This window comes from Aeromonas sp. 600886 (assembly GCF_049174935.1).
Taxonomy (GTDB): Bacteria; Pseudomonadota; Gammaproteobacteria; order Enterobacterales; family Aeromonadaceae; genus Aeromonas; species Aeromonas veronii_A.
On record NZ_JAAKUB010000006.1, the window covers coordinates 39,833 to 52,599 of the forward strand.

The 12,767-nt window shown below is 61.1% G+C and carries 11 protein-coding genes; 4 read left to right on the forward strand and 7 right to left on the reverse strand.

The features are described 5' to 3' along the window. Positions 1 to 2 precede the first annotated feature (2 nt). Positions 3 to 1,616 carry an ATPase RavA domain-containing protein gene (locus G5179_RS06485; protein WP_216952885.1) on the reverse strand — a complete coding sequence of 538 codons (1,614 nt, stop codon included), beginning with the start codon at positions 1,614 to 1,616 and terminating at the stop codon, positions 3 to 5. A gap of 313 nt (positions 1,617 to 1,929) precedes the next feature. On the opposite strand from G5179_RS06485, the gene G5179_RS06490 reads away from it, so the two are divergent. Both G5179_RS06490 and rimI read left to right on the forward strand, forming a co-directional pair. Next, on the forward strand, positions 1,930 to 2,364 hold the full coding sequence (locus tag G5179_RS06490; RefSeq protein ID WP_421258078.1) for a DNA polymerase III subunit psi: 435 nt from the start codon (positions 1,930 to 1,932) through the stop codon (positions 2,362 to 2,364). Positions 2,365 to 2,475: 111 nt separating this feature from the next. Then, positions 2,476 to 2,925, forward strand: a complete 450-nt coding sequence (gene rimI / locus G5179_RS06495; protein WP_216952883.1) for a ribosomal protein S18-alanine N-acetyltransferase — start codon at positions 2,476 to 2,478, stop codon at positions 2,923 to 2,925. 7 nt (positions 2,926 to 2,932) lie between these two features. Here the strand turns inward: rimI and G5179_RS06500 are convergent, their stop codons facing one another. Further along, positions 2,933 to 3,433, reverse strand: a complete 501-nt coding sequence (locus G5179_RS06500; RefSeq protein ID WP_406596058.1) for a hypothetical protein — start codon at positions 3,431 to 3,433, stop codon at positions 2,933 to 2,935. Positions 3,434 to 3,660: 227 nt separating this feature from the next. Here G5179_RS06500 and G5179_RS06505 point away from each other — a divergent pair, with 227 nt between their 5' ends. After that, a complete protein-coding gene (locus tag G5179_RS06505) occupies positions 3,661 to 5,451 on the forward strand; it encodes an AMP-dependent synthetase/ligase (protein ID WP_421203820.1) in 1,791 nt (596 codons plus the stop codon). Between the two features lie 81 nt (positions 5,452 to 5,532). Here the strand turns inward: G5179_RS06505 and gshA are convergent, their stop codons facing one another. The 4 genes from gshA to G5179_RS06525 form a co-directional block, all read right to left on the reverse strand. Further along, positions 5,533 to 7,131 carry a glutamate--cysteine ligase gene (gene gshA, locus G5179_RS06510; RefSeq protein WP_421258079.1) on the reverse strand — a complete coding sequence of 533 codons (1,599 nt, stop codon included), beginning with the start codon at positions 7,129 to 7,131 and terminating at the stop codon, positions 5,533 to 5,535. Positions 7,132 to 7,192: 61 nt separating this feature from the next. Then, positions 7,193 to 10,006: a M16 family metallopeptidase gene (locus G5179_RS06515; RefSeq protein ID WP_064337320.1), complete on the reverse strand. Its 2,814-nt coding sequence runs from the start codon at positions 10,004 to 10,006 to the stop codon at positions 7,193 to 7,195. A 27-nt stretch (positions 10,007 to 10,033) separates the two neighbouring features. Continuing rightward, positions 10,034 to 10,471, reverse strand: coding sequence for a YqaA family protein (locus G5179_RS06520; protein WP_421222207.1), 438 nt, complete (start codon positions 10,469 to 10,471; stop codon positions 10,034 to 10,036). Continuing rightward, positions 10,468 to 11,445 carry an NADP-dependent oxidoreductase gene (locus tag G5179_RS06525; protein WP_236758185.1) on the reverse strand — a complete coding sequence of 326 codons (978 nt, stop codon included), beginning with the start codon at positions 11,443 to 11,445 and terminating at the stop codon, positions 10,468 to 10,470. The genes G5179_RS06520 and G5179_RS06525 overlap by 4 nt, the downstream gene beginning before the upstream one ends. A gap of 56 nt (positions 11,446 to 11,501) precedes the next feature. Between G5179_RS06525 and G5179_RS06530 the strand changes: the two genes are divergently transcribed. Beyond that, positions 11,502 to 11,669 carry a hypothetical protein gene (locus G5179_RS06530; RefSeq protein ID WP_005308905.1) on the forward strand — a complete coding sequence of 56 codons (168 nt, stop codon included), beginning with the start codon at positions 11,502 to 11,504 and terminating at the stop codon, positions 11,667 to 11,669. A 54-nt stretch (positions 11,670 to 11,723) separates the two neighbouring features. Here G5179_RS06530 and G5179_RS06535 read toward each other — a convergent pair whose 3' ends face one another. Then, complete coding sequence (locus G5179_RS06535) at positions 11,724 to 12,734, reverse strand: Preprotein translocase subunit SecY (protein WP_421208954.1); 1,011 nt, start codon at positions 12,732 to 12,734, stop codon at positions 11,724 to 11,726. Positions 12,735 to 12,767 lie beyond the last annotated feature (33 nt).

Sequence of the window (12,767 nt, forward strand, 5' to 3'; positions counted from 1 at the left end):
CCTTACTCGTCCAGCCTTGGCAACCGCTCGCGCCACTGTGTCAGCTCGCCGCGCAGCAGTTCAAGATCCCGGCTCAGCACGAAGAAGCTGTCTTCCACCTGTTGCAGCCAGCGCTGGGCAATAAAGAGGTGCTGCCGATGACGATCGAACAGAGTGCGCTGCTGTTTAAGCTCCTGCACCACCTTGCCAACCTGGGCAAGCAGCTCATCGAGCGCTTGCAGCCAGGGCTCCAGCACCACCTCAGGGATGGCGTTGCGCTCCATCAATACCAGCGGGATCTGCTGGCGCTGGATATCGAGCACCTGCAGGCGCAGCTCATCGTCAAGTACCAGCTCGTAGTGTCCCTCTTTCGGGTTGCCATATTGATAACCCACCAGCGCCTCACCGGTCGGATGCCAATGGGAAAGCAGGGTACGATCGAACACCAGGGTGCTGGTGAGACGCTCGGGATCGCTGCCATCCAGCGGGGCCGGGGTGAGCAGATGGAAGTGCACCTGCTTGCCAAAGGGTCTGGCGTTGGCGAGCGGGATCTCGATCCCCCTCGCCCGTCTGCCAAACCACTGCTTGCGCTTGCGCGCCTTGCAGCAGAGACGCTGGGCCACGCCCTGTTTGAGCTGTTTGAATTGATCCCGCAGGGCAAGCAGCTGGCGGGTCAAGGCCAGTTGCTGATAACCGTAGAGACGGGAGAACTCGGTCATCATCTCCAGCAGGGCGGTGCGGGACTCCTCGTCGTGCCAGAGACAATCCTTGAACAGCAGCAGATCTACCGGTGCGACCTCATCGCGGCCATTGAAGAAGGCACTCGCCTTGATGAGCCGTACCGCCTTCTTCCAGCGGCGATCCGACACATAGCAGCGATGGGCCAGCTGACTGTCGAGCTGCTGGCGCAGCTGATAGATAAGTTCGAAACAGGCATCCGGCAGGCGCACCTGCTCAATCTGGCTCTGCCACTGCTCGTACTCATCCCCCCGGATCTGCAGGGATTCCGGCAGATTCTGGTGGGCGTGACCGTCGCTGGCCAGCATGGATTGAAAGTTGGCTTTCTCCTGCACCCGGTCCATCCAGATCCGCACCAGCATCCGGTCGTAGAGCGCTTCCAGCCCGCTGTCCGGCGCCGGCAGCTCGTTGGAGGCGGTCACCAGCAGCCGCATGGGGATGGGATGCTGGCTATCACCATTGCGGAACTGCCGTTCGTTGATGGCGGTGAGCAGGGTGTTGAGAATGGCGGGACCCGCCTTCCAGATCTCGTCGAGGAACACCACCTCAGCCTCCGGCAGATAGCCGGCAGTGAGGCGCAGGTATTTGCCATCCTCTTTCAGCGCCTGAATGGAGAGGGGGCCAAATACCTCCTCCGGTGTGCTGAAACGGGTCATCAGATATTCAAAGTGGCGGGCGTCGTGAAAGGCCAGCTTGAGGCGACGGGCAATCAGACTCTTGGCGATACCGGGTGGCCCCAGCAAGAAGACACTCTCACCGCTGAGGGCTGCCAGCAGACCGAGGCGCAGGGCATCCTGCCGTTCATAAAGCCCCTCACCAAGGGCTGCCAGCAGCCGGGGCAGGCGCTCCTGGATGGGAATAAGACGCGCAGGGTTCTGGGCTTGAGCTAAAGACGACATAGAGAGTGTTCCGAAGCTGGGATGATGTTAGCCCCAAGGCGTGATATCCATTTGCTCGACCTTGGGTTTTGTCTTGTTATGATGTTTATTCTGGTATCTCTTGCCGCACAATACCCGCCTCTGGCAGGAAAAAACGCAAAGGCAGTGCGATACCGTATCGGCAGCGTGCTGCGCCCATGCATAGCCAGTGTCGTGATGGCACCATGCCCGCATGCGCCAGATGATGCGTTGCAAAGGGTGCAGCAAAAGCGGTTCGAGTGTACCCTGCGCAACACAATTTTCCCCAACGCAGATCAAGAGTGAGTCGCCCCAGATGCAAGATCCCGTTCGTCAGAGCATGTTGGCCCGCATGGGCATTCAAAGCTGGCAACTGCGTCGTCCGGCATTGCTGGGTGCAGATCTCGTACCCGAGCTTGCGCAAGATGCCGTGCAGCCCGACCAGACAGCACCGGCCACCCGCGCTCCGCTGCCCAGCGGCAAACTCTGGTTGCTGGCGCCTCAGCTGCCTGCCACCACGCTGCTGGCGGATATCTGCCAGCTGCTCGGCATGACCCCCGACGAGGTCTCACTGCTCAGCGAGCTGCCGCCTGCCAACCTGCAAACGGCGGATGCCTCACCGCTGCTCTGGCTGACGGAGGCCAACCCGGAACGACCCGATGCGTTGATCTGTCCGCTCGCCCCCAGCGCCGCGCAAAAGCGAGCCTTGTGGCAACAACTGCGCCGACATATGGCAAGTTCCACGGCATGATCCTGCATCCTGCCTTCAACATCCTCACTGAAGCAGCTCTATTTACCTGATTTTACAAACGTTGTGTCTGACAACCCCGAGACATCCCCTATTCAGCTACCCGGAGTCACCATGCCTGAGTTTCGTCCCCTGCTCGAAGCCGATTTCGACCTTGTCTATCCCATAGAGCAGGCCGCCCACAAGGAGCCCTGGAGCCAGGCCAACCTGCTATCCTGCTTCGGTCCTCGCTATCTCAACGGCTTGATGCTGGTCGATGGTCGCCCGGCCGGCTTCTATATCTCGGATCTGGTGGCCGGAGACAGCTCGCTGATGAATATCTGTGTCCACCCCGAATTTCAGGGCAAGGGGTTGGGACGGACACTGCTGCAAGCCTACCTGACTCGCAGCAAACAAGCCGGGGCAGAGGCCTGGTTTCTCGAGGTGCGGGCAGGCAACCAGACCGCCATCAACCTCTACGAGAGCGCCGGCTTTGCCGAGTATTGCCGCCGCGCCGACTACTACGGCACCGGCAATGATCGGGAAGATGCGGTACTGATGTCCCGCCTGTTCGACTTCAGCTGATCCCGCCTCAATCGAGGGGGGCATTGTCCATCGCCGGATCCTGCAAGGAGAGAGTGGTGTGAACCACCGCCTCGAATCCGGCGGCGGAAAGCGGCATATAGAAGCCCCGCAGCCAGGTTTTCCCCGGCATCCAGATCTGCTGTATATCCACCACTATCTTGATCGGTTTGAGGGGTTGACCCGGCTGCTGGATATAGATGCCGGGCGGTGTGGCCACCTTGGGAAAACGGCGCAGGATCTGTTCACTACCATCCCCCTTGCCCGGATTGAGCCGCACCTTGACCAATCGGCTCAACGGCACTCTCATCTCTTCACTGCGCCAGAAGCGTTCGTTCAATGCCTTGCAGCGACGGCACTTGGGGGTCTCCAGCACATAGAGCAGCGGATAGCCCAGCGCCAATGCCTGCTGTTGGGCCTGCTGGTATCCCTCCGCCCCTTCATACCAGGGATTCGCAGGCTGCTGTGTCTTGCCCAGAAAGTACCAGGCCGCCCCGCCCCCCACCATCATGAGCCCGATCACGGCCAATGCCCCTTTCATCCATAGATTCATATCGTTAACTCTCCCTTTGCTCCTTTGCAGTATCGGCCACTCTGCACAAAGGAAGAGCTATTTGCACTCTTTGTGATCCAAGACAAACAGCGAACACTTGTAAGCTGTAATCTTGGAGTTTAAACTCTAGCCCGATTTTTAGTGCCCTTGCGGGCGTACAACTGTAATTAAAGGATGTTTAACTGATGCCGAAGCTTCATCTGGTTCGACTGATGCGTGAACGTATTGCCCAGCTTGGCAACAAGGCTGCCCTGCGGGTTCAGCAGGATGGCCAGTGGCGCGCCATCGGCTGGCGTACTCTGGGCCAGGCCATGGACTACTGCGCACAGGCGCTGATCCGTGCCGGCCACCAGCCCACCGAGATGGTCGGCATCTATGCCCGCAACATGCCGGAATGGACTCAGGCCGATCTCGGCATCTTGGCCGCCCGCGGCGTCAGCGTCCCTATCTATCCCACCAGCACCCTCGATCAGCTGCGCTACATCGTCAAAGATGCCGGCATCAAGGTGCTGTTCGTTGGCGAGCAACCCCAGTTCGATCAGGCGCTGCAACTGATTGAAAACGGCGAGATCCGCCAGATCGTCGCCCTCGATGGCAGCGTCAACCTGCGCGACTGCGGGCAGGCGAGTCACTTCCAGACATTTCTGGTCTCCGGCAACCATCAGCCCAGTGAGCAGGAGCTGCGCGAGCGGGAAACCCAGTACCGGATGGATGATCTGCTGACCCTGATCTACACCTCCGGCACCACAGGCGAACCCAAGGGGGTCATGCTCGACTTCAACAACATCGCCGCCTGCTTCGAGATGCACAACAGTCGCCTCGATCTGAATGAGCAGGATGTGTCGCTCTGCATGCTGCCGCTCAGCCACGTGTTCGAGCGGGCATGGAGCTACTACGTGCTCTACTGCGGCGCCGAGAACGTCTATATCCGCGATCCGCAGAAGGTGATGGATGTGATTGGCGAGGTGCAGCCGACCGTGATGTGCGCCGTGCCGCGCCTCTACGAGAAGGCCTATGCCATGATCCAGGCCAAAGTCGCTCAGGCTCCGGCTCTGCGGCGCGCCCTGTTTGGCTGGGCAACCCGTGTCGGCAAGCAGATGGTTGCCACCCGTCAGACGGGCAAGTCCGCTTCCCCGCTGCTCTACGGCCAGCTCTGGCTCGCCGAGCGACTGGTGTTTCGCAAGCTGCGCGCCCGCTTTGGCGGCCGCACCCGCTTCCTGCCGGTGGCGGGCGCCCGTCTGGCCGACGATGTGAACCTCTTCTTCCAGGCGATGGGGCTCAACCTCAAGTACGGCTACGGCATGACCGAGACCACTGCCACCGTCTGCTGCTACGAAGACAGCCAGTTCAAGCTCGGCTCCATCGGCACGGCACTGAACGGCATCGAAGTGAAGCTGGGTGAGAACAACGAGCTGCTGGTGCGCTCCCCCACAGTGATGCGCGGCTACTACAACAAGCCGGACGCCACCGCCGAAGTGATGACCGAGGATGGCTTCCTGCGTACCGGCGATGCCGGTGAGCTCGACAGCCAGGGCAATATCTACTTCACCGAGCGCCTCAAGGAGCTGATGAAGACCTCCAACGGCAAGTACGTGGCCCCGCAACTGGTGGAAGGGACCATCGGCAAGGATCGCTTTATCGAGCAGATCGCCATCGTCGCCGATGCCCGCCACTTCGTCTCGGCGTTGATCGTCCCCTGCTTCGAGTCGCTGGAGGAGTACGCCCGCTCCATCAACCTGCAGTACCAGTGCAAGACCGAGCTGCTGCGCCACTCCCGGGTAATGGAGTTCTTCGAAGCCCGCATCGCCGATCTGCAAAAAGAGCTGGCCAAGTTCGAGCAGGTGAAGAAGTTTACCCTGCTGCCGAGCGCCTTCTCCATGGAGCTGGGTGAGCTGACCCCCACCATGAAGCTGCGCCGCAAGATCATCGAGGCCAAGTACCAGAGCGAAATCGAGGCCATGTATAACCACGTCTGATATCGCTCAGGTTCAGAGAAATAAAAAAGCCGCTCACTCGAGCGGCTTTTTGCTGGCACTTGGGTTGGTACGAACCCGCCTTCAGGCCGTGGTGGTACTGGTCCCGAAGTAGTCGGCCAGGAAGTCATCGAACGACAGGCTATCGCTGCGCTCGCGTTCGCGCTGCTTGGCCAGCGAATCCTTCGCCTCACCGGCAAAGTAGGCCTCATCCCAGTACTGCAGCTCCCCTGCCAGCAGCTCCTCGCGATAGCGGGTCGCCAGCTTGTCACCGTAACAGCCGTTATCCTTGCCACTCTCCAGCAGCTCCTTGAGCATGCGGGCGGAGTAGGTGAGCTCTGGGTTGAGCAGCTTCTCGCGGTGCATCGCCAGCGTCTCGCGATAGCGGTTGCGGCCACAGCAGCGATCCAGCAGATCGGCCACCTGAGCCAGCTCGTCAAACAGTTTGAGGCCGTACTCTTTGAGGCCAATGGCATTGCCCTGCTCATCTTCAAGCATCAGGCCGGGACGACGTCCCTCCAGCACCACCTTGTTCTGGTTGCGGCGGTTGCGGGCAATCTCCTCGTCACTCAACACCGGAGAGGGGCGCAGCAGGCACCAGACCAGGAACAGATCGAAGAAGCGGATCTGGTCGGCATCGATGCCGAGAGGGGTGAAGGGGTTGACGTCCACGGTGCGCAGCTCGATGTATTCGATGCCGCGCTGATCCAGCGCATCCGAGGGCTTCTCGCCGCTGCGCGGGGTGCGCTTGGGGCGGATCGGGGCGTATAGCTCGTTCTCCAGCTGCAACACGTTGTCGTTAAGCTGACGATACTCCCCATCCACCTTGACCCCGATCTTGGCAAAGTCGGGATTGTGGGTGTTGATGGCGCGGCGCAGGCTGCTGACATAGGCTGGCAGGCTGTCGTGGCTGATCTTGAGCCCAGCCTGGGCGCTGTTGGTGTAACCGAGATCGGAGAGACGCAGCGCGGTGGCGTAAGGCAGATAGAGGGTGCCCTTGCCGGTCTTCTCGAACGGCAGGTTGCTCTTGCGCCCTTTGAGGAAGGATTCGCAGATGGCCGGGGAGGCGCCGAACAGATAGGGCACCAGCCAGCCGAAGCGGTAGACGTTGCGAATAAGCCCCATGTACTTGTCGGAGATAAAGCGCTGGCTGCAGCACCCTTCGCACACCAGATCCTGCCACTCGCTCCAGAAGCTGTCGGGCATGGAGAAGTTGAAGTGCACCCCGGCGATCACCTGCATCAGGCTGCCGTAGCGGTTCTTCAATCCCTGACGGTAGAGGGTCTTCATCTTGCCGATATTGGAGCTGCCGTACTGGGCCAGCCGGATGCTCTCTTCCCCACCGACGAAGCATGGCATGGAGAGCGGCCAAATCCGCTCGTCACCCAGATGCTGAATCACATGGTGATGGATGTCGCCGAGCTGCTCCATCAGGCTGTCGATGGAGTCGGTGGCCGGGGTGATGAACTCCAGCAGGCTCTCTGAGTAGTCGGTGGTGATATTGGGATGGGTCAGGGCCGAGCCCAGCGCCCGTGGATGGTCACTCTGGGCGAGTCGGCCATCCGGCGTGATGCGCAGGCATTCACGTTCGATCCCGCGCCGGATCCCCTTGAGCGCGGTGAGGCGCTCCGGTGATCCCAACGCATTCAGCAACTCGGTGAGCGACAAGCTTGTTGTAGTCATATTCACGGCTCATGTGAGGCCGCCCCATCCGGGGCGGCTCTTGATTTTTATAAAGCGTCAGTTACGGCAACTGCAGCGGATAGATGGGAAGATGAAGCTCCTTCAGGGGTTTTTCAAGCTTTTGCTTGTCTCCCACCACCACGATCACCATGTCGGCCGGATTGAGCCAACGGGCGGCACTGGCCTTGAGCGCCTCGGGCGACACCGTTTTGATCAGGTTGTTCTGGGCCTGCACATAGTCCGGTTTCAGGTCATACATCACCATCTGCAGCAGGAAGCCCGCCTTCTGGCCCAAGGTCTCGTAAGAGAGGGCATCCTGCTGGGAAACCGCGCTGCGCATATAGGCCAGCTCGACCGGGGTCGGGCCGCTCTTGCGGTAGTTGTCCATCTCCTTGAGGAACTGGCGGATGGCATCCACAGTCGCATCGGCCCGCACATTGGCGCCTGTGGCGAAGGTGCCCACCTCGCGGTTGGCGGAGAAACCCGAGCTGGCGCCATAGGTGTAACCCTTGTCTTCCCGCAGGTTGAGGTTGATGCGGCTGTTGAAGTTGCCACCCAGGTTGAAGTTCATCAGCCCGGCGGTGAAGTAATCCCCCGTGGTATCGAACGGCATGGCGCGACGGCCGATGCGGATCACCGACTGGGGCGCCCCCGGCTTGTCGACCAGATAGATGCCCGGCTTGGCCTGCTCACCCTTGAGCTTGAGATCCCCCAGAGTCGGCGTGGCCCCCTTCCACTCGGTCAGAAAGCCAAGTTGCTCCTCGATCTGCTTCTGGCCCACATCACCGACCACCACCACTTTGGCATTGGTGGGGTTGTAGTAGGCCTGATAGAAGTGCTTCACGTCCGCCAGGGTCAGCTTGGCCACATCGGCCGCCACCCCGTCGGTAGGTTGACCGAGGCGGTTCTGCTTGCCGTAGACCAGCTCGCGGAACGCCTGCCCGGCCAGCCACTCGGGCTGTTGCTGGGCCTGTTGCATCCCTTGCAGCAGCTGCGCCTTGACCCGCTCGAAGTCAGCCTCCCGCATGCCCGGGCGCTCCAGTACCTCGCGCACCAGCGCTAGGGTCTGGGGCAACTTGTCCGCCAGCGAGCTGACGGTGATGAGGTTGTTGTACTGGGCGCTGGAGACATCAATGCTTGAGCCCAGCTTTTGCAGCTCGTCGCTCAGCTGAGCCTCGGTCAGGCGCACCGTGCCCTGCCCCATCATGGCGGCGGTCAGATTGGCCAACCCCAGTTGCCCCTTATCTTCGGCACGAATGCCGCCCGGCAGGGCGATCATGATGGAGACGGCCGGGATCTCGTCACTCTTGGTGCCAATGATCTCGATGTTCTTGTCGAGCTTGCCGTGCCAAATGGCGGGCACCTTGACGCTCACCGCCTCGCTCGCCTTGGGCTGCACGCTGCGATCGAAATTGTCTTTTACCGGTCGTTCGGCCAGCGCTTCGTCATGCTTGCTGTAATCCGGCAGCTCGCGCTTGGCGGGGGTAAAGTTCGGGGTGGCAACCTGCCACTCGGTCTTGCCCTTGGGCACCACGCTCAGCACCACCGCAGGCTTGTCGGCGATGAACTTGTCGTAGGCCGCCTTCACCTGCTCAGGTGTCACCTTGCCGATGGCATCGAGAGTCTTGAACACATAGTTGGGATCCTGGGCAAACACCTGACCCATGGCGAGCTGGCTCACCTTGCCGGAGACGCTGTCCAGACCCCAGATGGCGGAGGCACGGTACTTGGCGATCGCCTTCTCCAGATCTTCCGGTTTGAGGCCGCGCTGGGCGAACTCGCCGATCACCTTGTCCACCTCCCCCTTGAGGGTCTTGAGGCTGCCATCCTGCGACGGATTGGGATAGGCGTAGACGGTCAGGGTACAGGCCAGCTCTTCGCAGTAGTGGGACGCCCCCACATCGATCGCCTTGCCGGTTTTCACCAGCGACTGGTAGAGCATGGAGCTGGCGGAACCGCCGAGTACGTCGGCAAACATGTCGAGCGCCGGCTCCTGCGGGTCACCAAGGGAGACAGTGGGGTAACTGATATAGAGCAGCGGCAGGTGCACCTTGTCCTGCAGCGTCACGTAGCGGGTCTCGGGCAGAGTCACCGGCTTTGGCGTCGGCTCGGCCACGTCCGGACCGCGCGGGATGGAGCCGAAGTATTTCTCGATCCACTCGAGGGCCTGCTTGCTGTCAAAGTCGCCGCCCAGGGTCAGGGTGGCGTTGTTGGGGCCATACCAGCGCAGGAAGAACTGCTTGAGGTCGTTCACATCGACCCGGTCGAGATCTTCCACGTAACCGATAGGCTGCCAGGAGTAGGGATGAGTACGCGGATAGAGCGCCTCCCCTACCTTCTCGCTCACCAGCCCGTACGGCTGGTTGTCGACCCGCTGGGCACGCTCGTTCTTGACGGTGGCGCGCTGGATCTCGAACTTCTTCTGGCTCACCGCATCGAGCAGGAAGCCCATCCGATCCGCCTCCAGCCAGAGCACTTTTTCCAGCTGGTTGGCCGGCACTGTCTCGTAGTAGTTGGTGCGATCCTTGTTGGTGGTGCCGTTCATGTCGCCACCGGCCTCGTTGATGATCCGCATATGCTCCTGATCACCGACGTGTTTCGAGCCCTGGAACATCATGTGCTCGAAGAAATGGGCGAAACCGGACTTGCCGACTGTCTCGCGGGATGAGCCGACGTGATAGGTCACATCGAGGTGCACCAGCGGATCTGAGCGGTCGGGGGCCAGGATCACGGTCAGGCCGTTGTCCAGCTTGTACATCTGGTAGGGGATGGCGAGCTTGCCCTCCTCCTTGCCCTGTTCGGCGATCAGGGTCGGTGCCGCCAGCACCGGCAGGGTGAAGCCCAGCAGAATCGTTAAAGGTATGACTTTGTTCACGGTAACCTCGTGAGTGACAAAAACAGGCTAGAAAATGTGACTGGCCAGCAGAAAAACCAGGGCATAACGGAACAATTTGCCGAGCCCGATCAGGATGAAAGAGCGCCAGAAGGAGAGGCGCAGCCAACCGGCCAACAGACAGAGACCATCACCGACCACCGGCGTCCAGGCAAGCAGCAGACACCAGTGACCATGTTGTTTGAGCCAGCCTAAGGCTTTTTGTTCCCCACGGCCTTGAAAATCTTCCGGTTTTTTCTTGAAGGTGGCGAGCCAGCCGAGCCACCAGGTGGTCATGGATCCGAGGGTATTGCCCAGCGTCGCCCACAGCAGCAGGCTCGCCATGCTCCACTCCCCCTTGGCCGCCATGGCCCCCAGCAGCACTTCGGAGCTGCCGGGCAGCAGGGTGGCGGAGGTGAATGCACTTAAAAAGAGCCACCCCAGCCCCATCTCCATCATCTCGCTCATCCGGGATAGCCATCGGCCGCAGGCATGCGCAGCAGCAGCTTGCCGCGTACATGGCCCCCTTCGATGGCCTGATGGGCCAGCGCCCCCTCAGCCAGAGCGAACTCACCGGCGAGGGTGACCTTCACCTCCCCCTGACGCAGCAGCATCAACATCTGACCCAGCTGCTTCTGGTCGGGGTGAACCAGCATGCCGACCACCTCGATACCCGCCGCAGCCCCAGCATCCTTGATCTGCTGGGCGGTAATGGTAGGCACAGTCACCAGGCGGCCACCCGGTTTGACGCAGGCCAGCGCCGCCTTGCCGCTCTCGCCGCCCACCAGATCCAGCACCAGATCGACCTGACTGGCCTCTGCCACCACCTGTGCTGGCCAGTTCGCATCATGGTAATCCACCATCCAGCGCGCCCCCAGTGCGTGCAGGAAGCCATGGTTGTCGGGGCTGGCGGTGGCCACCACCTCGGCGCCATAAGCGCTGGCAAACTGCACCGCCAGATGGCCGACGCCACCGGCACCGGCGAGGATCAAGACCCGCTGACCGCTCTGGAGGCCGCCGTGCTCAAGCAGCCCCTGCCAGGCGGTGAGACCGGCCAGCGGCAGCGCCGCCCCCTGCTGCAGGCTCACTCCGTCGAGCTTGACCAGCTCGCCTTCGCTTGCCACCACAGACTCCCCGTAGCCACCGGCAGCGAGGGGAAAACCGACCATGCCGCACACCAGATCCCCCTCGACCAGCGAGGTCACGCCGGGGCCTATCTTCTCCACCACGCCGGAGATGTCATAACCCGGCGTCCAGGGCAGCTTGTCCTTGTTCTGGGCCGCCGCCCAGCCAAGACCGGCGCGGGTTTTGGCATCGATGGGATTGACCCCCGCAAAGCAGATGCGTACCCGCACTTCGCCATCGGCTGGCACCTTATCGAGGGAAGGGTTGAGCTTGAGTACCGAGGGGTCACCGAATGCGGTAATCTGTAGTTGCGTCATTGCACAATCCATCCTGTTGATTGATCAAGGGTCAACAGAATAACAGCGAGGACACCATGGCTCGAATGTTTCTTATTCCTCTGTTGCTGGCACTGGGGTGGTGGGCATTTCTGCTCTACTTCCGCATCCCGCTCAAACAGGGGGCCAAGGGGTTTTACTGGATCATCGGCATCGGTGGCGGACTGGCCGCCTTCCTCAGCCTGATGATGGTGCTGACTCACTGAGTGCCACAGCCACTCGATAACGAAAAAGGCCACCGCGTTCCGGTGGCCTTCTCACTATTCGGGTTGCTGCTCCAGCGCCGGATTTAGGTAGTAGTGTCGATTGCTCCCCTGCCCCAGCACCCCTTGCGACAGCAGATGGTGGAACACCCGATCCACCTCCTCCAGCGAGAGTGACAAAGCCTGTGCCACCGAGCGTTTGCTGCACTTGAGCTCACCGCTCACCAGCGCACCGCGCACCTGCGCCAGCACCTCGGGGGCGGGCTCGGGCGGCAGCATGGGCTCAGGCTGGGCTGCCATCGCCAACGCCTCCTGCGCCTCTCTGCGAGCTTGATCCTGCTGCCAGCGCCACATCCGGCGAAAGCGGTTCTCCTCGCCGATCAGGCTGACGAAAAAGGCACCGAACACGTCGAGCAGCACCGAGAGGAAGCAGACCAGCAGGAACTGCACCTGACTGATGCTCATCCCTACCCCGTCCGCCAGACTGCTCATCAGCCCCAGCATGGAGGATTGTTCGTTGACCGGCTTGGCATCGCGCTGCTGACGCAGCTCATCCTGCTGCAAGCGCAGCTTGGTGTTGGCGTGCTGCAACGAGGAGACGCCACTGGAGATGCGCTCCAGCTCGATATATTTGCGGGCCGCCTCCTCGTTGAGCTGGATCTGCCGCTCGATGCTGGCGATCTGCTCGTCGAAACGGGCAAGCTCCCGCTCGTGGCGCGCCTGCTGGCTCAACACCGTATTGGTGGCGCTGTTGATGCCACCGATACTGCCGCCGATGGATATGGCCGCCAGCACGCTGTAAAACAGCAGCGACCAGAGAGCACCACTCAAATCCCGCCGCGCCTTGCGCTCGCCGTACTCGTACCAGACGTAAAACTTGCCCAGCTCGAAGATGATGGCCAAGCCGCCGAACAGCCACTTCATCAGCGGGTTGTCATCGATGGAGAGGAACAGCAGCAGGGAGAAGATAATGGAGGCCAGAATGGCCAATCCGGTAAAACTGTATACCGTCGTCAGAGCGAACCACCCCTTGGGGTAGCGCTGTGTGGAGGAGTCCTGTGTGGTCATGATGAAGGGGTGTGCTGTGCAGGAAAAGTTGGC

What these genes read in the sequence shown, in the direction of transcription:
- G5179_RS06485 (WP_216952885.1), bottom strand. Translation starts at nt 1,616, where the DNA reads ATGTCGTCTTTAGCTCAAGCCCAGAACCCTGCGCGTCTTATTCCCATC.
- G5179_RS06490 (WP_421258078.1), top strand. Translation starts at nt 1,930, where the DNA reads ATGCAAGATCCCGTTCGTCAGAGCATGTTGGCCCGCATGGGCATTCAA.
- rimI (WP_216952883.1), top strand. Translation starts at nt 2,476, where the DNA reads ATGCCTGAGTTTCGTCCCCTGCTCGAAGCCGATTTCGACCTTGTCTAT.
- G5179_RS06500 (WP_406596058.1), bottom strand. Translation starts at nt 3,433, where the DNA reads ATGATGGTGGGGGGCGGGGCGGCCTGGTACTTTCTGGGCAAGACACAG.
- G5179_RS06505 (WP_421203820.1), top strand. Translation starts at nt 3,661, where the DNA reads ATGCCGAAGCTTCATCTGGTTCGACTGATGCGTGAACGTATTGCCCAG.
- gshA (WP_421258079.1), bottom strand. Translation starts at nt 7,131, where the DNA reads ATGACTACAACAAGCTTGTCGCTCACCGAGTTGCTGAATGCGTTGGGA.
- G5179_RS06520 (WP_421222207.1), bottom strand. Translation starts at nt 10,471, where the DNA reads ATGAGCGAGATGATGGAGATGGGGCTGGGGTGGCTCTTTTTAAGTGCA.
- G5179_RS06525 (WP_236758185.1), bottom strand. Translation starts at nt 11,445, where the DNA reads ATGACGCAACTACAGATTACCGCATTCGGTGACCCCTCGGTACTCAAG.
- G5179_RS06530 (WP_005308905.1), top strand. Translation starts at nt 11,502, where the DNA reads ATGGCTCGAATGTTTCTTATTCCTCTGTTGCTGGCACTGGGGTGGTGG.
- G5179_RS06535 (WP_421208954.1), bottom strand. Translation starts at nt 12,734, where the DNA reads ATGACCACACAGGACTCCTCCACACAGCGCTACCCCAAGGGGTGGTTC.